The sequence below is a fragment of the Streptomyces sp. NPDC096136 genome (assembly GCF_044763325.1).
In the GTDB taxonomy this organism is placed as follows: Bacteria; Actinomycetota; Actinomycetes; order Streptomycetales; family Streptomycetaceae; genus Streptomyces.
In genome coordinates, this window is the sequence record NZ_JBIWFZ010000004.1 from 559490 (window position 1) to 578913 (window position 19424).

General features: G+C 71.8%; 19 protein-coding genes and 1 rRNA gene. 10 read left to right on the top strand and 10 right to left on the bottom strand.

Annotation, left to right across the window (positions count from 1 at the left end; translation table 11 throughout):
* Positions 1–27: 27 nt before the first annotated feature.
* The 5 genes from ACIRBY_RS11775 to serB all read right to left on the bottom strand — a co-directional run bounded on the left by ACIRBY_RS11775 (position 28) and on the right by serB (position 5315).
* Complete coding sequence (locus tag ACIRBY_RS11775; protein WP_403899497.1) at positions 28–849, bottom strand: tryptophan 2,3-dioxygenase family protein; 822 nt, start codon at positions 847–849, stop codon at positions 28–30.
* Positions 842–1789 (bottom strand): diiron oxygenase, encoded by a 948-nt coding sequence (locus ACIRBY_RS11780; protein WP_403899500.1) that lies wholly within the window; start codon positions 1787–1789, stop codon positions 842–844. The genes ACIRBY_RS11775 and ACIRBY_RS11780 overlap by 8 nt, the downstream gene beginning before the upstream one ends.
* Positions 1786–3087: an aminotransferase class I/II-fold pyridoxal phosphate-dependent enzyme gene (locus ACIRBY_RS11785; RefSeq protein WP_403899503.1), complete on the bottom strand. Its 1302-nt coding sequence runs from the start codon at positions 3085–3087 to the stop codon at positions 1786–1788. The genes ACIRBY_RS11780 and ACIRBY_RS11785 overlap by 4 nt, the downstream gene beginning before the upstream one ends.
* The gene (locus ACIRBY_RS11790) at positions 3087–3896 is read right to left on the bottom strand and encodes an SDR family NAD(P)-dependent oxidoreductase (protein WP_403899505.1); all 810 of its coding nucleotides are present in this window, start codon (positions 3894–3896) and stop codon (positions 3087–3089) included. The genes ACIRBY_RS11785 and ACIRBY_RS11790 overlap by 1 nt, the downstream gene beginning before the upstream one ends.
* Positions 3897–4115: 219 nt before the next feature.
* Positions 4116–5315 (bottom strand): phosphoserine phosphatase SerB, encoded by a 1200-nt coding sequence (gene serB / locus ACIRBY_RS11795; protein ID WP_403899508.1) that lies wholly within the window; start codon positions 5313–5315, stop codon positions 4116–4118.
* Between the two features lie 382 nt (positions 5316–5697).
* On the opposite strand from serB, the gene ACIRBY_RS11800 reads away from it, so the two are divergent.
* Positions 5698–8250, top strand: a complete 2553-nt coding sequence (locus ACIRBY_RS11800; protein WP_403899511.1) for an FHA domain-containing protein — start codon at positions 5698–5700, stop codon at positions 8248–8250.
* A gap of 116 nt (positions 8251–8366) precedes the next feature.
* Here the strand turns inward: ACIRBY_RS11800 and ACIRBY_RS11805 are convergent, their stop codons facing one another.
* Complete coding sequence (locus tag ACIRBY_RS11805) at positions 8367–9008, bottom strand: transglycosylase SLT domain-containing protein (RefSeq protein WP_403899513.1); 642 nt, start codon at positions 9006–9008, stop codon at positions 8367–8369.
* A 472-nt stretch (positions 9009–9480) separates the two neighbouring features.
* On the opposite strand from ACIRBY_RS11805, the gene ACIRBY_RS11810 reads away from it, so the two are divergent.
* From ACIRBY_RS11810 to ACIRBY_RS11820, 3 genes are all read left to right on the top strand, one after another.
* Positions 9481–10626 carry a GAF domain-containing sensor histidine kinase gene (locus ACIRBY_RS11810; protein ID WP_403899516.1) on the top strand — a complete coding sequence of 382 codons (1146 nt, stop codon included), beginning with the start codon at positions 9481–9483 and terminating at the stop codon, positions 10624–10626.
* Complete coding sequence (locus ACIRBY_RS11815) at positions 10619–11272, top strand: response regulator (protein WP_403899519.1); 654 nt, start codon at positions 10619–10621, stop codon at positions 11270–11272. The genes ACIRBY_RS11810 and ACIRBY_RS11815 overlap by 8 nt, the downstream gene beginning before the upstream one ends.
* 150 nt (positions 11273–11422) lie before the next feature.
* Entirely contained in the window at positions 11423–11668 is a 246-nt protein-coding gene (locus ACIRBY_RS11820; RefSeq protein ID WP_403899522.1) for a chaplin, read from the top strand.
* Between the two features lie 81 nt (positions 11669–11749).
* Here ACIRBY_RS11820 and ACIRBY_RS11825 read toward each other — a convergent pair whose 3' ends face one another.
* Positions 11750–12529, bottom strand: a complete 780-nt coding sequence (locus ACIRBY_RS11825; protein ID WP_403899525.1) for a hypothetical protein — start codon at positions 12527–12529, stop codon at positions 11750–11752.
* Between the two features lie 146 nt (positions 12530–12675).
* Between ACIRBY_RS11825 and ACIRBY_RS11830 the strand changes: the two genes are divergently transcribed.
* From ACIRBY_RS11830 to ACIRBY_RS11845, 4 genes are all read left to right on the top strand, one after another.
* Positions 12676–13476, top strand: coding sequence for an ABC transporter ATP-binding protein (locus tag ACIRBY_RS11830; RefSeq protein WP_403899528.1), 801 nt, complete (start codon positions 12676–12678; stop codon positions 13474–13476).
* Positions 13477–13547: 71 nt separating this feature from the next.
* Entirely contained in the window at positions 13548–13976 is a 429-nt protein-coding gene (locus ACIRBY_RS11835) for an NfeD family protein (protein WP_403899531.1), read from the top strand.
* A gap of 85 nt (positions 13977–14061) precedes the next feature.
* The gene (locus ACIRBY_RS11840) at positions 14062–15036 is read left to right on the top strand and encodes an SPFH domain-containing protein (protein ID WP_403899534.1); all 975 of its coding nucleotides are present in this window, start codon (positions 14062–14064) and stop codon (positions 15034–15036) included.
* A gap of 97 nt (positions 15037–15133) precedes the next feature.
* Positions 15134–15904 carry a sulfite exporter TauE/SafE family protein gene (locus ACIRBY_RS11845; RefSeq protein ID WP_403899626.1) on the top strand — a complete coding sequence of 257 codons (771 nt, stop codon included), beginning with the start codon at positions 15134–15136 and terminating at the stop codon, positions 15902–15904.
* A gap of 81 nt (positions 15905–15985) precedes the next feature.
* On the opposite strand, the gene ACIRBY_RS11850 is transcribed toward ACIRBY_RS11845, so the two are convergent.
* The 3 genes from ACIRBY_RS11850 to ACIRBY_RS11860 all read right to left on the bottom strand — a co-directional run bounded on the left by ACIRBY_RS11850 (position 15986) and on the right by ACIRBY_RS11860 (position 17995).
* Entirely contained in the window at positions 15986–16489 is a 504-nt protein-coding gene (locus tag ACIRBY_RS11850) for an HNH endonuclease (protein ID WP_403899536.1), read from the bottom strand.
* Positions 16490–16638: 149 nt separating this feature from the next.
* On the bottom strand, positions 16639–17172 hold the full coding sequence (locus ACIRBY_RS11855; protein ID WP_403899539.1) for a YbhB/YbcL family Raf kinase inhibitor-like protein: 534 nt from the start codon (positions 17170–17172) through the stop codon (positions 16639–16641).
* A 40-nt stretch (positions 17173–17212) separates the two neighbouring features.
* A complete protein-coding gene (locus ACIRBY_RS11860) occupies positions 17213–17995 on the bottom strand; it encodes a sporulation protein (protein WP_403899542.1) in 783 nt (260 codons plus the stop codon).
* Positions 17996–18127: 132 nt separating this feature from the next.
* On the opposite strand from ACIRBY_RS11860, the gene ACIRBY_RS11865 reads away from it, so the two are divergent.
* Entirely contained in the window at positions 18128–18769 is a 642-nt protein-coding gene (locus ACIRBY_RS11865) for a DNA-3-methyladenine glycosylase (RefSeq protein WP_403899545.1), read from the top strand.
* 567 nt (positions 18770–19336) lie between these two features.
* Positions 19337–19424 (top strand): 16S ribosomal RNA (locus ACIRBY_RS11870); the annotation flags it as partial.

Sequence of the window (19424 nt, forward strand, 5' to 3'; positions counted from 1 at the left end):
GGCGCACCCCCGGGCCCGCGCGCGCCCTCAGCCCATCGGGCAGCGGGCCGGCAGCTCCGCGAAGCCCGCGTCCCGGGCCTCCCACAGCTCCGGGTAGAACCGCCGGTACACCGACGCCCGCAGGTGGGCCGTCCCGCTGCTGCCGCCCGTCCCCGGCCGCCCGCCGATCTGCCGCTCCACCAGCAGCGCGTGGCAGGCCCGCCACTCCGTCCACACCTCGTCGTGGTCGACCAGCGCCTCCGCCAGCTCGGCCAGCTCCGCGAACTCCGCCGGGTCGCCGTCCAGCGGCCCCGCCCCCAGCCGCGCGTACGCCTCCCAGCGCTCCTCGCGCGTCCCGACCGCGAACCCGGCCTTGGCCAGCAGCGCCACGAAGGCCTCCCACAGCGTGGGCTCCGCCAGCCGCGCGTGCAGCCGCTCCCGCTCCTCGGGAGCCAGCCCCGCGATGGCCCGCCGCCCGTACTCCCCGCGCACCCAGTCGGCCCCGCACACCCCCGCGACCTCCACGTACTGCGCCGACTGCTGGCCGCTGCTGCTGCCCAGCACGCCCCGGAAGGCGTGGAACTCGCGCGGCGGCATCGCCCGCAGCGGATGGAGCGCGGCGATCAGCGCCCGGGTCACGGACACGCTGCGCCCCAGCCGGGCCCGGGCGGCCCGCGGATCGCCCTCCAGCATCCGGTCGCGGGCGTCCGAAAGGTCCCGCAGCAGCTGCCCGAACCACAGCTCCTGCACCTGGTGGACCGTGATGAACAGCAGCTCGTCGTCCACCCCGTCGGCCAGCGGCACCTGGAGCGCCAGCAGCTCCGGCAGGCGCAGGTAGTTCGAGTAGGTGACGGTCGCGGTCTCAGACATCGGAGTCCTCCGGGGCGCGCAGTCCGTGGGCGGCGAACGCGTCCGTGACGCCGGGCAGGTCGAACGCGTCGACCTGGGCGCACAGCCGCAGGGTGGAACGGGAGATCGTCTGGATGCGGTCCACGCCCGCGCTGCCGCCGTAGCTGTCCGCGAGCACCGCCTCGACGCGCTCCTCGTCCAGACCGGCCAGGCGCAGCGACACCCGCACCGGCTCCAGGTCCCAGTCGAGCGCGGCGCGGATCATCGCGGGCAGGGCGCGGGCCGCCAGCACCCGGCGCCGCCCGTCGAGCCGGGCCCACAGCTCCAGGAAGAACGCGGAGAAGAACCGGTGGTGGCGGCCCTCGTCCTTGGCGTGGTCGCGCATCAGCTCCCGTACCGTGCTCACCACGGTCGGGTCCTGCGGCACCTCGTTCAGGACGGCCGTGATCAGCGTCTCGAACACCACCGCCTGGAGCTGCCCCGCGAGCACCGGGTCCTCGGGAAGCAGCCGCCGCCCGGTGTCCTGGAGCGCCGTGACGAAGCCGCCGTAGTCCACGTCCGGGACGGCGATGCCGGTCACGGCGGCCACCTGGTCGGCCAGGTCCAGGCTGTACAGGGCGTGGTAGCCCTCGTCGCAGTACACCTTGAAGGCGTCCATCCGCAGCGCGGTCGGGAAGTGCAGCCCCGAGATGCCGTTGGCGACGGGCTCGGCCGCCCCGTTGACCACCCGGGTCTCCAGATGGGTCGTGGAGTGCAGGAACTGGTACAGGTGCCGGACCGAGACCTCGCGGACCCGCTCCGGCGCCAGCGCCTTCACCTCCGGGTGCGCCAGGTGCGGCACCAGGGCGTCGGGGAAGAAGACCCGGCCCTGTTCCGCCTCGGCGTGGAACATCCGCCGTACTCCGCCGCGCACCCCGGCGTTCTCGTACCAGCGGTCGAGGGGACCCGGTGCCGTGCTCATGGGCGGTTTCCGTTCCGTGGGGCGGGGGAGGGGGTGTCGTGCGGGCCCGCCTGCGGCGTCAGGCCCAGGTGGGCGGCGATCCGCCGGACCGCCTCGGCGACCAGCGGGGCCTCGACGGTGTGGCACAGCCGGAACCAGCCCGGCTCGGGCGAGCGGAAGGCGCCGCCCGGCAGGATGCTGACCTTCGCCTTCTCGAACAGCTCCCGCCACAGCAGCTCCTCCGCGGCGAAGCCGGTGCCGGGCAGCCACCGCCCGAGGTCCAGCCAGACGGAGAAGCCCGCGCCCGCGGGGGCGTACGGGATCCCGTACGCGTCCAGCAGCCCCGTGAGGTGCCGGTACGAGGAGCCCAGCCGGAGTCGGCCCGCCGCGAGGAAGGAGGCGACCCACTCCGGGTCGGCCAGCAGCTCCGCCAGGGTGTGCTGGGTGGCGGTGGAGACCGGCGCGAAGTACGCCAGCGCCCGCGCGGCCGCCCGCACCCCGGCGTCCCGGGTGTGCAGGACCCCGGTCTTCAGACCGGGCAGCCCGAAGTCCTTCGCGAAGCCCCACACCACATGGGTGCGGTCGGCCCAGTCCGGGTTGACGGCCGGATCGGCGGCGCTGGTGAAGGCCTGCGCGCCGAAGACGGCGTGGGCGTAGATCTCGTCCGAGACCAGGTCCACGTCGTGCTCGCGGACCACCCGCAGCAGCCCGGCCAGCACCTCGGGCCCGTGCACCTCGCCGATCGGATTGGAGGGGGAGGACAGCGCCACGGCGCGTACGGTGATCCCCTGCTCCCGCGCCCCGCGCAGCGCCCGGTCCACCGCGGCGGCGGTCAGCCGGAACCCGTCGGCGGGGTCCAGCGGCGCGGGCAGGATCCGGGCGCCGGAGCGGCCGCCCAGATCGGTGTCGAAGGCCCCGTAGTAGGGGGCGGGCACCACGATGGCCTCGCCCGGGTCGCACAGGGCGGAGGCGATCGCGTCCAGCGCCCCGGTGGCGCCGCTGATCACCACCAGGTCCTCCGCGTCCAGCGGCGTGCCCACGGTCGCCGAGAGCAGGCCGGCGACGCGCTCGCGCAGCAGGCCGGTGCCGTGCAGCGGGGCGTAGCGGGCCACCGACTCGGTCATCGCGGGGAGCTCCGCCAGCCGGCCTTCGAGCAGGTCCCACAGCAGCCGGTTCTCTGCGGTGCCCAGGTTCAGGTAGCCGTCGGGGCGGGTGAGGGCGTCGTACGGCTCGGCCTCCGCGCGGAAGTGGGCCTCGGCGATGGCAGGGGTGTCGGCGAGGAGCCGGGCGGCCTGCCGGGAGAGGGGGCGGGAGCCCATCAGGCCGCCCTCCCGCTGTCGGCGCCGGTCCCGGTGAGCAGGCCGGGGTGCACGCCGAGGCCCATCGAGGCGTCGATGACGGCGCCGTGCAGCGGCGTGGAGTGCTCGCCCGCCAGCCACCGCACCTGCTCCGCGATCTCCTCGGAGGTGATCATGCGGCCCTTGGGCAGCCGCGCGGAGAGGGCGGCCCGCTCCTCGGGGGACAGTCGGTCCAGGGTGCTCGCCTGGAACATCGTGGTGTCCACGGCGCCCGGGCAGAGCGCGAACACGTCCACCGGGGAGTGCGCCAGGTCGGCGGCGAGGTGGCGGGTCAGATAGGTCAGGGCCGCCTTGCTCATCCCGTCGGCCGGGTGGAACCCGGGGAACTGGAAGATCCCCCCGCCGACGCTGGACACGTTGACGATCTTCCCGAAGCCCCGCTCCAGCATCCCGGGCAGCAGCTGCTCGATGAGCCACAGCGGGCCCACCGCGTTGATCTGGAAGAAGGCCGACGCCTTCGCGTGCCCGGGCCCCCCGGTGTAGTGCTCGATCGTCTTCGAACCGACCGCGGCGTTGTTCACCAGCACGTCCACCGGGCCCGGCAGCCGGTCGAGCAGCAGCTCGTGCTCCTCCCACTCGCCCTGGGCGAAGGGGAAGGCCTCCACCTTGGCGCGCCCGGTGAGGGCCAGCTCCTGCACCAGCTCCTCGGCCCGCTCCCGGCCGTTGCGGTAGGTGAACCAGACCGTCCAGTCCTCCTCCCGCGCGAATCTCTCCACGCAGGCCCGGCCGATGCCGCCCGAGCCTCCGGTGACGAGCACACTTCGAGTCATCAACGTCCCCTTGAACAAAGGAGCCGATCGGGCCACCGCCGTCGCGGACCGGTGGAGCGTTCGGCGCTTGGGACCCAAGTGCAGTACACACGGAGCAAGTCCGGATCAACGCCGCCTCGACTCCTCCTCGCGCGGACGGTCCTCGCGGGCGGCGGCCGCCGGACATGACGAACGCCCGGCCGGAGGGATCCGGCCGGGCGTGGGGGGGACGGGGGCCGCTCAGGCCAGGTCGGCCGCTTCCACTTCCTCACGGGTGATGCCGAGCAGGTAGAGCACGGCGTCCAGGAACGGCACGTTCACGGCGGTGTGGGCCGCCTCGCGGACCACCGGCTTCGCGTTGAAGGCCACGCCCAGACCGGCCGCGTTCAGCATGTCCAGGTCGTTCGCACCGTCACCGATCGCGACCGTCTGGGCCAGCGGCACCCCGGCCTCCGAGGCGAAGCGGCGCAGCAGCCGGGCCTTGCCGGCCCGGTCCACGATCTCACCGGTGACCTTGCCGGTCAGCTTCCCGTCGACGATCTCCAGGGTGTTGGCCTGGGCGAAGTCCAGCCCCAGCTGCTCGCGCAGGTCGTCGGTGACCTGGGTGAACCCGCCCGAGACCACGCCGACCTGGTAGCCGAGGGTCTTCAGCGTCCGCACCAGGGTCCGGGCGCCGGGGGTCAGCCGCACCTCCGAGCGGACCTTCTCCACGACGGACTCGTCCAGCCCCGCCAGCAGCGCGACCCGGGCGTGCAGGGACTGCTCGAAGTCCAGCTCCCCGCGCATGGCCCGCTCGGTCACCTCGGCGACCTCGGCCTCGCAGCCGGCGTGCGCGGCGAACAGCTCGATGACCTCGTCCTGGATCAGGGTCGAGTCCACGTCCATGACCACCAGCCGCTGCGCCCGGCGGTGCAGCCCCGCCGAGACCACGGCCACGTCGACGCCGATCTGGGCGGCGGTGGTCGCCAGGGCGGTGCGCAGCGGCTCCGTCTCGGCGCCGGAGACGGCGAACTCGACCGCCGTCACCGGGTACTTCGCGAGCCGGAAGATACGGTCGATGTTGCCGCCGGTCGCGGTGATCCGGGCGGCGATGGTGGCGGTGGACTCCGCGGTGAGCGGGTTCCCGAGCACGGTGACGTGGGACCGGCCGACACCGCGCGGGCGGTTGTCACCGGTACCGGAGATGATCTCGGCCGACAGCTTCAGCGACTCGGCCCAGCTGTGGACGGTGGCCCGCAGCTCGCCCTCGGAGCCGGCGGCGGGCTTGGTGACGAGGACGCACAGGACGATGCGGCCACGGGTGACGACCTGCTCGATGTCGACGACGTCGACGGAGTAGGCGGCGAGGGTGTCCATTAGCCCGGCGGTGATCCCGGGACGGTCCTTGCCGAAGATCTTGACGAGGAGGGTGGGGACGTCGGAGGTCTGCGAAGCGCTCATGGTGCCCTCACCGTATCTGCCCGGCCCCCCACCCGGGCCGTCCGTCCCACGTTCTGAACGACCTGTCCCTCCCGCACCGCCCGCACCGCCGCGCGTGAGGCTCCGCGCAGCGGGACCGGGACGGCCGGGCCGACCGGTCGCCGCGGGAGCCCGCCGGTGCGTGCCCGGCCGGGCCGGGGCGGCGAGAAGTCCTGTATTTCACTCTCCGGGTGCCTTTCGACCCCGTCAACGGGCGGACCCCGGAGGCCTGTGGAAGGCCCGGATTCCACATGTGGCCCCAGGCCTGAAATAGTTCCCCCGGATGTTCGCCATCCCTAGACTCCCTGACGTCGTTCTCCCTGGACGCCAGGGGGATTCTCGGGGGACCTTAAGTGGGGCTGGAGTGCCGGAACTCGTACTGGAATTGAACGGAAGGACCTGGACGCTCGATCCGTCCAGGTCGTACTCGCTGGGGCGCGATCCCCAGGGAGACGTGGTGATCGATGACGCCCGCGTGTCCTGGCGACACGCCACCATCAGCTGGAACGGCCGGGTTTGGGCCATCGAGGACCACGGCAGCACCAACGGCACCTACGTGCACGGCGCGCGGGTCCAGCAGACGGAGCTCGTGCCCGGAACGCCGGTCCACCTGGGCAACGCGACGGACGGCCCGCGGCTGAATCCGAGCGCCGGCATGGCGGCCCAGCAGCAGCCGGCCTACCAGGCCCCGGCCGCGCAGGGCCAGGCCCCGGCGTTCCAGCCGCCGGCCCAGCAGCCGCAGCAGCAGCCCGCCTGGGACCAGCAGCAGGCCCACCAGCAGCAGCCGCAGCACCACCAGCCGCAGCAGCACCAGGCCCCGCAGCAGCACCAGCAGCACCAGCAGCAGCCGTTCGTGCCGCAGCAGCAGGGCGGCGTTCCGCAGCAGTCCGCGGCGCCCGGCTACAGCAGCGACCACCGCAGCCCGACGACGTTCCACCAGATCGCCGTCGGCCGCGTCATGCGCATCGGCCGTGCCCTGGAGAACGAGCTCGTCGTCTCCGACCTCCAGGTCTCGCGCCACCACGCGGAGTTCCGCTCCACCAACGGCCGCTTCGAGATCCACGACCTCGGCAGCCACAACGGCACCTACGTCAACGGCCAGCCCCTGCAGAAGTCCGGCAGCGCGCTGCTCGGCCCCACCGACATCGTCGGCGTCGGCCACTCGACCTTCCGGATCGTCGGCGACCGCCTCGAGGAGTTCGTCGACACCGGTGACGTCTCCTTCTCGGCCCGCCACCTCACGGTCACGGTCGACGGTGGCAAGCAGATCCTCAAGGACGTCACCTTCGGCGTCCCGGAGAAGTCGCTCATCGGCGTCATCGGCCCCTCCGGCTCCGGCAAGTCGACGCTCCTGAAGGCGCTCACCGGCTACCGGCCCGCCGACCAGGGCGACGTCCTCTACGACAACCGCAACCTGTACAAGCAGTTCGCGGAGCTCCGCCAGCGCATCGGCCTGGTCCCGCAGGACGACATCCTGCACAAGGAGCTGAAGGTCTCGACCGCCCTGAAGTACGCGGCCAAGCTCCGCTTCCCGGGCGACACCGCCGAGGCCGAGCGCGACGCCCGCATCGACGAGGTGCTGCGCGAGCTCAAGCTCGACATCCACAAGGACAAGAAGATCACCTCGCTCTCGGGTGGTCAGCGCAAGCGCGTGTCCGTGGCCCTGGAGCTGCTCACCAAGCCCTCGCTGATCTTCCTGGACGAGCCGACCTCCGGCCTCGACCCGGGCATGGACCGCGACGTCATGCAGCTGCTGCGCACCCTCGCCAACGACGGCCGCACGGTCCTCGTCGTGACCCACTCCGTCGCCGAGCTGGCCCTCTGCGACAAGCTGCTGGTCATGGCCCCGGGCGGGTCCGTCGCCTACTTCGGGCCGCCGGACGAGGCGCTGAACTTCTTCGGCTACACCACCTGGGCCGACGTGTTCTCCGCCTTCGAGAACTACCGCGACTACGACTGGGCCGGCCGCTGGAGGGGCTCCCGGCACTACCAGCTGTACGCCGCCGACCTCGACGCGGTCGCCCCGCAGCAGGTCGCGATGCCGCCGCGGCAGATGATCCCGCCGAAGCCGCAGGCCTGGGGCTCGCAGCTGTGGACGCTGATCCGCCGCTACGTCTCGGTGATCGCCTCCGACAAGGGCTTCCTCGCCCTGATGGTGCTGCTGCCGGCGGTCCTGGGCATCGTGTCCACGGTGATCCCCGCGAAGTTCGGCCTGGCCCCGCCGACCCCGCCGTCCCGCTTCAACGGCGACGCGGGCACGATCACCCTGATCCTCGCGGTCGGCATGTGCTTCTCGGGCGCGGCCAACTCGGTCCGTGAGCTGATCAAGGAACGCGTCATCTACGAGCGGGAGCGCGCGACCGGCCTGTCCCGGTCGGCGTACCTCATGTCGAAGGTGATCGTCCTCAGCGTGATCACGATCATCCAGGGCGCGATCATCTGCGCCATCGCCTTCACCCCGCGCAAGCTGCCGGCCGAGGGCCTGTTCATGAACCCGGCCGTCGAGCTCTGCGTCTCGGTGACCGCGCTCGGCATCACCGCGATGATGTTCGGCCTGGTGATCTCCTCGCTGGTGAAGACCGCCGAGAAGACCATGCCGCTGCTCGTGATGTTCGCGATCGTCCAGGTCGTCTTCACCGGCATCCTGTTCCAGCTGTACGACAAGGTCGGCCTGGAGCAGTTCGCCTACCTGATGCCCTCCCGCTGGGCCGTCGGCGCCGCCGGCACCACCCTGGACCTGGGCAGGCTCATGGCGCCGTGGGACATGCAGAACCCCACCAACACCGACCCGCTGTGGGACCACACCACCGGCCAGTGGTTCATCGACGTCATCGTCCTGCTGCTGCAGGGCGTGGTCTGCGGCTTCGCCGTGGCGCGCCTGCTGCGCCGCCACGAGCCCGAGGTCATGCGCAAGTAGGCACCGCACGTCGTGCCGGACCCGCGCGGCCCGGCACGACGAGACGCCTCAGGGCGGCACCCGGAACGTCCGGGGGCCGCCCTGAGGCGCATGGGGGGTGCGGGGGTGCGCAGGGCCTAGTAGGCGCTGTTCACGTTGTCCATCGAGCCGTAGCGGTCGGCGGCGTAGTTGCACGCGGCGACGATGTTCGCGACCGGGTCGTACAGGTCGAACTTGGTGCCCTTGACGTGGTACGTGTTGAAGGTCGGCTGGATGACCTGGAGCAGGCCCTTCGAGGGGATGCCGTTCTTCGCGTTGATGTCCCACAGGTTGATCGCGCGGGGGTTGCCGCTGGACTCGCGCATGATGTTGCGGTGGATGCCGGAGTAGGTGCCGGGAATGCCCTCGCGCTTCATGATGAAGAGGGCTTCCTTGATCCAGCCGTCCAGGTTGTTCGCGAAGACCGGGGTGCGGGCGGCGGAGCGGCTGGCCGCCTCCTTGGCCTCGCGGTCCTTCTTCGCCTGCGCCTCGGCCTGGGCCTTCGCCGCGTCCTTGGCCTTCTGGTCCGCTACGGCGTGCTGGGCGCCGAGGTTCTGCTGGATCGACTGGGTCCACGCCACCGGGGCGACGGCCACCGTCTGCTGCGTCTCCTGGGCGCCGTTGCCGGCCGGGACGACGGAGAAGGCGAGCGCGGCGGCACCGAGGGTGGCGACACCGGCGATCGACAGCTTGTACGCCTTCGTCAGACGACTGTGACCGGGAGTGCTGGAAGCAGACATGCGGGGCAACCTCTTCGAATAGCGGGGGCCGCAGGAAGGCGCCGGGCGGATCCGGGATCCCTCGACGCCTTGCGACGGCAGCCATTCTTAGCGGCGGCAAAATCCTGTGGCAAAGGTGTGACGTACGATCCCCGGTAGTGGATCAGGGCCCCCGCCGGGCACGGGACTTTCGGCCCGGAGGCCAGTCCGCGCAGCACTGACGCGGCCTTTACGTCTCCACTAGGCGGCTTCGTAAGTGATGTGCGTCCTATGCCGGGCCTCACACCGAACCTGTGACGGTCTCACCCTGAGTTGCAGCAGCAATGCCCTGCGTGACCGGAGTCCGCCTCCAGGCGGGCCCGACGGCGCCCCGCCTCCTCCCCAGGGCGGACACACCGGCCCCGAACCCCTCCCCGGGCCGTACGCCACCCGGCCCGAAGACCTACGACCGGAGCCCGATCCCGCAGGTCAGGGCCGCCGGTACGGTGACCCCATGCACAACGGACCCTGCACCGGGCTCGCGGCCGTCAGCACCGCCCTGCTCGCCATGAGCCGCCGGCTGGAGGTCCAGGACGTCCTGCGCACGATCGTCGTCTCGGCCCGCGAGCTGCTCGACGCCGAGTACGCGGCCCTGGGCGTCCCCGACGACCACGGCGGCTTCGCCCAGTTCGTCGTCGACGGCGTCACCGAGGACCAGTGGCGCCGCATCGGCCCCCTGCCCCGCCAGCACGGCATCCTCGCCGCGATGCTCCACCAGGAAGCCCCCCAGCGCCTGGCCGACGTCCGCCTGGACCCCCGCTTCGAGGGCTGGCCCGCAGCCCACCCCGACATGTCCGACTTCCTCGGCCTGCCCGTCCGCGACGGCGAGGAGACCCTCGGCGCCCTCTTCCTCGCCAACAAGAGGACGGCCCCCGGCCGGGAGCCGGGCTTCACCGACGAGGACGAGGAACTCCTCTCCCTCCTCGCCCAGCACGCCGCCATCGCCCTCACCAACGCCCGCCTCTACGAGCGCAGCCGCGAGCTCACCATCGCCGAGGAGCGCTCCCGCCTCGCCCACGAGCTGCACGACGCCGTCAGCCAGAAGCTGTTCTCCCTGCGCCTGACCGCCCAGGCCGCCGCCGCCCTCGTCGACCGCGACCCCGCCCGCGCCAAGGGCGAGCTCCAACAGGTCGCCGCCCTCGCCGCCGAGGCCGCCGACGAGCTGCGCGCCGCCGTGACCGAGCTGCGCCCGGCCGCCCTCGACGAGGACGGCCTCGTCGCGACCCTGCGCAACCACGTCCGCGTCCTGGACCGCGCCCACGCCGCCCGCGTCACCTTCACCTGCGACGGCGTACGGGCCCTGCCCGCGGCCCAGGAGGAGGCACTGCTGCGCGTCGCCCAGGAGGCCCTCCACAACGCCCTGCGCCACTCCGGGGCGGACCGCGTCGAGGTCGCCCTCGCCCGGGCCCCCGACGGCGGGGCCGTCCTGCGCGTGCGGGACTGGGGACGCGGCTTCTCCCCTCCCACCGTCCGCAAGGCCGGCCGCCACCTGGGACTGGTCTCCATGCGGGACCGCGCGGCGGGCGCCGGCGGCCGGCTGGAGGTCCGCTCCGAGCCCGGAGCGGGCACCACGATCGAGATGGAGGTCCCCGGTGGTTGACACCCCCGGCCGCATCCGCGTCCTGCTCGTCGACGACCACCAGGTGGTCCGGCGCGGCCTGCGCACCTTCCTGGAGGTACAGGAGGACATCGAGGTCGTGGGCGAGGCCGCCGACGGGGCGGAGGGCACCGCCCGCGCGGAGGAGCTGCGGCCCGACGTCATCCTGATGGACGTCACCATGCCGGGCACCGACGGCATCGAGGCCCTGCGCCGCCTGCGCGACCTCGGCAACCCCGCCCGGGTCCTCATCGTCACCAGCTTCACGGAGCAGCGGACCGTGGTCCCCGCCCTGCGGGCCGGAGCCGCCGGATACCTCTACAAGGACATCGACCCCGACGCCCTGGCCGGCGCCATCCGCTCCGTCCACGCCGGGCACGTGCTCCTCCAGCCGGAGGTCGCCGAGGCCCTGCTCGCCGCCCAGGACGACCAGGGCGCCCCGGCCGGCCGCCCGGGCTCCCTCACCGACCGCGAGCGCGAGGTGCTGGGCCTGATCGCCGACGGCCGCTCCAACCGCGAGATCGCCCGGGCCCTGGTCCTGTCCGAGAAGACCGTCAAGACGCACGTCTCGAACATCCTGATGAAGCTGGACCTCTCCGACCGCACGCAGGCCGCGTTGTGGGCGGTCAGGCACGGGATCACCCGCTGAGCGGGCGCGGCCCCGGGCAGGTCATGGGCTGAACCGAGATTCATACGGTCGGGTGTATGTAGCCCACATGGCGTATCCGGCCGGCGGGGGGAGCGTTCTCCATGGCGTGCCGCGGCGGCTGGCCGCGGCAGACGTACTGGAGGACGAGAAGTGAAGAACTACAAGAAGGCCGCAGCCGTCACCATGATCGCGGGCGGGCTCGTCGCCCTCGGCGCCGGTGTCTCCTCGGCGCACGGCGGTGCGTCCGCGGAGGGCGAGGCCCTGAACTCGCCCGGCGTGGTCTCCGGGAACCTGGTCCAGGTCCCCGTGCACGTCCCCGTGAACGTGGTCGGCAACACCGCCAACGTCATCGGCCTGCTCAACGGTGCCTTCGGCAACACGGGCGTCAACAGCTGACCCCACCCCCCGACCTGCGGCCCCGCCTCCCCCCTCTCCCCGGGAAGCGGGGCCGCGGCGTACCCGGCCCGCGGGGGCCTCCTAGCGCTCGCGCTCCTCCACCGGAGCGTTGTACGCCGCCACCAGCGCCCGCCGGGCCACCCGCTCCACCGGCCGCAGGGCATCGGCCCGCGCCGCCATCTCCGAGGCCGCCACCGCACCCCCGTGCCCCCGCTCGTACGCCAGCGACACCAGCAGGTCCACCCGCTGCGCCAGCGCCAGCACCCGCACCGCCCGCGCCGGATACCCGGGCGCCAGCACCTCCCGGCCCGCCTCCGCCCGCGCCCGGTACGCCGACAGCGCCGCCTCGGCCACCGGCCCCGACGCCGCCACGTCCAGCCGCGTCAGCACCACCGTCGCCTCGCGCAGCGCCTCGGCCAGCTCCCGCTCCGCCTCACCCAGCGACGGCACGTCCGCCGGCGGGGCCTCCCGCACCGGCAGGCACCGCCACACCACCGAGACGTGCACGTCGCCCGCCGGACCGGCCTCCTCGACCTCCGGCACCAGCCCCAGGGCCGCCCCCGCGCACACCACCGCCTCCTCGGCCTCCAGCGCCCGCGCGTTGAACTCCGGCGGCCCGCTCAGGCCCAGCGGATGCCCCGGCGCCGGCAGCGCCACCCGCATCCCCGTCACCCCCAGAGCGCGCAGCCGCCCCAGCGCCAGCGTGAGCCCCACCGGACCCGGCTCGCCCGGCAGCCCCGCCACGCGGTGCACGGCGTCCTCGCCCACGATCGACGACGCGGCCTCGTCGGGCGAGACACGACCGGCCAGCAGAGCGTTCCCCCAGGCGGCCAGCCGCCCTGAACGCGGTTCGAAAAGCATCCCCCCACTTTACGGATCCGGCCCCGTACCGGGCCTGGGGCCCGGACCCCTCCCCGAGTGGCGTAGGTTTTCCCCTGGGGTTTTCCCCTGGGGCTGCGCCTGCCGGCGCACAGAGAACCGTGACTGCAAGGGGTGACAACACGCTCATGAGCGATGTTCTGGAGCTGGTGGACGTATCCGTGGTCCGCGAGGGCCGGGCTCTGGTGGACCAGGTCTCCTGGTCGGTGAAGGAGGGGGAGCGCTGGGTCATCCTCGGCCCCAACGGCGCCGGCAAGACCACGCTGCTGAACCTCGCCTCCAGCTACCTCTTCCCCACCAAGGGCACGGCCACCATCCTCGGCAGCACCCTCGGCAAGCCCGGCAGCGACGTCTTCGAGCTGCGCCCGCGCATCGGCGTCGCCGGCATCGCGCTCGCCGACAAGCTCCCCAAGCGGCAGACCGTCCTGCAGACCGTGCTCACCGCCGCCTACGGCATGACCGCGACCTGGCAGGAGGAGTACGAGGAGATCGACGAGCAGCGCGCCCGCGCCTTCCTCGACCGCCTCGGCATGTCCGACTACCTCGACCGCAAGTTCGGCACCCTCTCCGAGGGCGAGCGCAAGCGCACCCTGATCGCCCGCGCCCTGATGACCGACCCCGAGCTGCTCCTGCTCGACGAGCCCGCCGCCGGCCTCGACCTCGGCGGCCGCGAGGACCTCGTCCGCCGCCTCGGCCGCCTGGCCCGCGACCCCATGGCCCCGTCCATGGTCATGGTCACGCACCACGTCGAGGAGATCGCCCCCGGCTTCACCCACGTCCTGATGATCCGCCAGGGCAAGGTCGTCACCGCCGGCCCCATCGACCTGGAGCTGACCTCGCGCAACCTGTCGCTCTGCTTCGGGCTCCCGCTGGTCGTCGAGCGCAACGAGCACGACCGCTGGACCGCCCAGGGCCTGCCCCTGCGCTGACGCACCCCGGCGCCCGGAGGATGGCCTTCGCGCCCTGTCCAGGCCGCGCCCACCCGACCTACCATGACCATGTGGACATCGACGCATGGGTGTGGTGGCTCATCGGCGCGGTCGGACTGGGCATCCCCCTCGTCCTCACCGCGATGCCGGAGTTCGGCATGTTCGCCGTCGGCGCCGTCGCCGCCGCCGTCACGGCGGCCCTCGGCGGGGGAGCGGTGGCCCAGGTCCTGGTCTTCGTCGCCGTCTCGGTCGCACTGATCGCCGTCGTCCGGCCGATCGCCAACCGGCACCGCGACCAGCGGCCCCAACACCGCACCGGCATCGAGGCCTTGAAGGGCAGGAGCGCCGTCGTGCTCGAACGGGTCGACGGCAGCGGCGGCCGCATCAAGCTCGCCGGCGAGGTCTGGTCCGCCCGGACGCTCGACTCCCACACCAGTTTCGAACCCGGCCAGTCCGTCGACGTCGTGGACATCGACGGCGCGACCGCGGTCGTCATGTGAGCAAGCAGCCCACCCGCGGCCCCGGGGTCTGCGAGACTCCGTTCAACGGGGCAGCACAGACAGCCGGAAGGGCACGGGGAACCGCATGCAACCGATCATCATCGTCCTGATCATCCTGGTGGTACTGGTCTTCATCGCCCTGGTCAAGACGATCCAGGTGATCCCGCAGGCCAGCGCGGCCATCGTCGAGCGGTTCGGCCGCTACACGCGCACCCTCAACGCGGGCCTCAACATAGTCGTCCCGTTCATCGACTCCATCCGCAACCGGATCGACCTCCGCGAGCAGGTCGTCCCGTTCCCGCCGCAGCCGGTCATCACCCAGGACAACCTGGTCGTCAACATCGACACCGTCATCTACTACCAGGTGACCGACGCCCGCGCCGCGACGTACGAAGTGGCCAGCTACATCCAGGCCATCGAGCAGCTCACCGTCACCACGCTGCGCAACATCATCGGCGGCATGGACCTGGAACGGACCCTCACCTCCCGCGAGGAGATCAACGCGGCGCTGCGCGGGGTCCTCGACGAGGCCACCGGCAAGTGGGGCATCCGCGTCAACCGCGTCGAGCTCAAGGCCATCGAGCCGCCGACCTCCATCCAGGACTCGATGGAGAAGCAGATGCGCGCCGACCGCGACAAGCGCGCCGCGATCCTCCAGGCCGAGGGCGTCCGGCAGTCGGAGATCCTGCGCGCCGAGGGCGAGAAGCAGTCCTCCATCCTGCGCGCCGAGGGCGAGGCCAAGGCCGCCGCCCTCAAGGCCGAGGGCGAGGCCCAGGCCATCCGCACGGTCTTCGAGTCCATCCACGCCGGCGACGCCGACCAGAAGCTCCTCGCCTACCAGTACCTCCAGATGCTCCCGAAGATCGCCGAGGGCGACGCCAACAAGCTCTGGATCGTGCCCAGCGAGATCGGGGACGCGCTCAAGGGCCTCTCGGGCGCCATGGGCAACTTCGGCCCCCTGGGCGGGGGCCCGACGGGCTTCAACCCGCAGAACACCGGCAAGGGAGCCCCCGGCGCCGACAGCGCGGCGGAGCGCCGGGAACAGCCCCCCATCGACTGACGCCGCCCTCCCCTTCGTGCATGATCGGTGAGGCCCCTCGACCTTCATGGCGGGGAGGCGACTCACTCACACAAAGGGGATGGCTCCGTCCATGTCCATGTCCATCTGGGAATCACTCGCGGTCCTCGCGGCCGGAATCGGCGCCGGCACGATCAACACCATCGTCGGTTCCGGCACCCTCATCACCTTCCCGGTCCTGCTCGCCACCGGCCTGCCCCCGGTGACCGCCAACGTCTCCAACACCCTCGGCCTGGTGCCCGGTTCCCTCAGCGGAGCCATCGGCTACCGCAAGGAACTCCGCGGACAGCGCGCCCGTGTCCTGCGGCTCGGCGCCGTCTCCCTCGTCGGCGGGCTCGCGGGCGCCGTCCTGCTCCTGACCCTGCCGTCGGACTCCTTCGACACGATCGTGCCCGTCCTCATCGGCCTGGCCCTCGTCCTCGTCGTCCTCCAGCCGAAGCTCGCCGCCGCCCTGCGCCGCCGCCAGGAAGCCGCCGGAGGCGACACCGGACACCCCGACGGCGGGCCGGCCCTGCTGACGGGCATGTTCCTCGCCAGCGCGTACGGCGGCTACTTCGGAGCCGCCCAAGGAGTCCTCTACCTCGGCCTGATGGGCCTGCTGCTCCACGAGGACCTGCAGCGCATCAACGCCGTCAAGAACGTGATCGCCGCGCTCGTCAACGGCATCGCGGCCGTCTTCTTCCTCTTCGTCGCCGAGTTCGACTGGACGGCCGTCCTCCTCATCGCCGTCGGCTCCACCATCGGCGGCCAGATCGGCGCCAAGGTCGGCCGCCGACTCTCCCCGACCGTCCTGCGCGGCGTCATCGTGACGGTCGGCCTCCTGGCCATCGCCCAACTGCTGCTCCGCTGAACGACGTAGAAGAAATACGCCGCCCCGCGCGCGGCACGGAGCGGCGCACGGGGCGGACGGGGCGGACGGGGCGGACCCGAATCAGGCGGAGCGCGCCAGCCACTCGGGCAGCCCCTCCTGCCCGCCCACCCCCAGCGCGAGCAGCATCGCATCCGCCGGCGACGGCACGAAGGGCTTGCGCAGCAGGGGCATCCCCGCCTCCTCCGGCGTCCGCGCCGCCTTGCGGTGGTTGTCCTCCGCGCAGGACGCCACCGTGTTCAGCCAGGTGTCCCCGCCCCCCTGCGCCCTCGGCAGCACGTGGTCCACGGTCGTCGCACGCCTCCCGCAGTACGCGCACCGGTGCTGGTCACGGACCAGCACCCCCCGCCGCGACCAGGGAGCATGTCTTCGGAACGGCACCCGGACGTACCTGCACAGCCGGATCACCCGGGGCATCGGAAGGTCCAGCGCGGCCGCGCGCACACGCAGCTCGGGATGCGACTGCTCCACCACGGCCTTGTCCTGGAGCACCAGAACGACGGCCCGGTTCAACGACACCGTCGACAGCGGCTCGAAGCTCGCGTTCAGCACCAGCGTGTCCCGCATCTCGCCCACCTCCCGTGCGCAGGCCCGCGACCACCCTGGCGACAGGGCCCGCAACCACTCTGGCCGCGCGCGCCACGCGGGACAACGCAATAAAAATGCCCGGTCCCGGCCTCATTTAGACCAGGACCGGGCCAACGCCGGGAGAACGATCAGCTCGCCGGCGCCTCGTACTCACCGATCAGCTGCGCACGGCCGAGCGCGTGGAACCGCAGATGGAATCCGACCACGGCGCACGAAGCGTCCGCGTCCGGACCGAGCTTCTCCCGGTCCACCGCGTACACCGTGAACACGTACCGGTGCCGCTCCCCGGCCGGCGGGGCCGCACCGCCGAAGTCCTTCGTCCCGTAGTCGTTGCGCACCTGCACCGCACCGGCCGGCAGCCCCTCGAACTTCCCGCTGCCCGCCCCGGCCGGCAGTTCGGTGACGGACGCCGGGACGTCGAAGAGCACCCAGTGCCAGAACCCGCTGCCCGTCGGCGCGTCCGGGTCGAAGCAGGTCACCGCGAAGCTCTTCGTCCCCTCGGGGAACCCCTCCCAGCGCAGCTGCGGGGAGACGTTCCCGCCCGCCAGCACCTGCGCGTCACCCAGGTCCGCACCGGGCGCGAGATCGGCACTGGCCACCGTGAAGGCGGGCACCTCGGGGTGGAAGGCGTGGGGAAGAGGAGCCCTGTTCCGCTCGGTCACTGATGTACTCCTTGATCGAAGAAGTCCTACGGGCCCGAGACTAGAACCAGTTGCGCTGCGAACCGACCGAGGCGATCCACTGGTTCAGGTACGCGGCCCAGTCGGTCCCCTCGTACGAGTGCAGACCCACCTGGAAGCAGCGGTACGTGTCGCTGCCCTCGCTGAACAGCCCCGGCTTCTTGTCCATCTCCAGCACGACGTCCATCTCGCGCCCGTCCGAGACGAAGGTCAGCTCCACCTGGTTCAGGCCCCGGTACTGCGACGGAGGCAGGAACTCGATCTCCTGGTAGAAGGGCAGCGTCTGGCGCGTCCCGCGGATGTGCCCCCGCTCCATGTCCGCGCTGCGGAAGGAGAAGCCCAGCTGCCGGAACGCGTCGAGGATCGCCTGCTGCGCCGGCACGGGGTGCACGTGGATCGGGTCCAGGTCACCGGCGTCCACCGCGCGGGCGATCTCCAGCTCGGTGCTCACCCCGATGCTCATCCCGTGCAGGGGGTGTCCCTCGAAGTGGGTGATCGGCGTCTCCGCCGGGATCTCCAGCGCGAAGGGCACCACGTGCAGGGCGTTCGGCTGCACCTTGAAGGCACCGCCGAGGCGCTGCTTGGTGAAGACGACGTCCTGCTTGTACTCGTGGTCGCCGCCCTCCACCTCCACCCGCGCCTGGAGCCCCACCGACAGCCCCTCGATCTGCTGCTCCACGGACCCGCCCTGGATCCGCACCTCGCCCTGGACGATCCCGCCCGGCACCACGTTCGGCTCGGTGATGATCGTGTCCACCGAAGCGCCGCCGGCACCCAGGCTCGCGAGCAGCTTCCTGAACCCCATGTCAATCTCCCCTATACGGATACGGATCTGAGAAGGCGGCGGCCGGCCCGACAGGCCGCCCGTCCCACCCCTTACCACTGCGGAACCTTAGGCCCCGGTTGCACGGGCGCGCGGTCCACTACGCTCGGCCGGATGAGCGCGCGCCCCGACCGTACGCCCCTGCCCCGGTCCTTCTTCGACCGCCCGGTCCTCACGGTGGCCCCCGACCTGCTCGGCCGGACCCTGGTCCGCCGTACCCCGGACGGCCCGGTGGAGCTGCGGATCACGGAGGTGGAGGCGTACGAGGGCGAGGCCGACCCGGGCTCCCACGCCTACCGCGGCCGCACCGCACGCAACGCGTCGATGTTCGGCCCGCCCGGACACGCGTACGTCTACTTCATCTACGGCATGTGGTTCAGCCTCAACCTCGTCTGCGGCCCCCCGGGCCACGCGAGCGGCGTACTGCTGCGCGCGGGGGAGGTGACGGTGGGCGCCGACCTGGCCGCCAAACGTCGACTTACGGCCAGAAACCCACGAGAACTGGCCAAGGGGCCGGCCCGCCTGGCCACGGCCCTGGACGTGGACCGCTCCCTCGACGGCACCGACCTCTGCGGGGGCCCCGATTCCCCCCTGTCGCTCCTCGCCGGCACGGCAACCCCTCCCGACCAGGTAGGGAACGGCCCGCGCACGGGAGTGGGCGGCGCCGGCGCGGCCCATCCGTACCGCTACTGGATCACCGGCGATCCCACCGTCAGCCCGTACCGCGCCCACGCGCCGCGCCGCCGCCCAACTTGACTCGATCTTTGGCGACGCCTAACGTAGCCCGAGCCGCTGGAACGGGGCACTGCCATCGCAGACCCCGCGGGAGCGGCCAACCCACTACCTACGACGTGCCCCTGGCGGGGTCGATTTCGGCATGCCCGAATTCGAATCCGACAGCTCGATTATGAGTTGCAGGGGATAAGCGCTAACGTGGTGGAGCGCCGAAAGGCAAAGGCCCCCAACGGCCACCGAATTCAAATCCAAGTCCGGAAACGGCGCGGAAATGATCTGGTAGAGTTGGAAACGCAGGAAAGAACGAAAGCCCGGAGGAAAGCCCCAGCGAGTGTCGCCAGGGTGAGTACAAAGGAAGCGTCCGTTCCTTGAGAACTCAACAGCGTGCCAAAAATCAACGCCAGAAGTTGATACCCCGTCCACTCCGGTGGATGAGGTTCCTTTGAAAAGACCTGTCGGGCCTTCGGGCACTGGCAGGCAACCAAACACAGCGAGGACGTTGTGGTCAGTCGGTCATATTCCGACCGTGACTGGCCCGCTCTTTCGTGCGTGTGCACCGGCTGTATTCATTTACTGGCCGAGTAAACATTCATGGAGAGTTTGATCCTGGCTCAGGACGAACGCTGGCGGCGTGCTTAACACATGCAAGTCGAACGATGAAGCCCTTCGGGGTGGA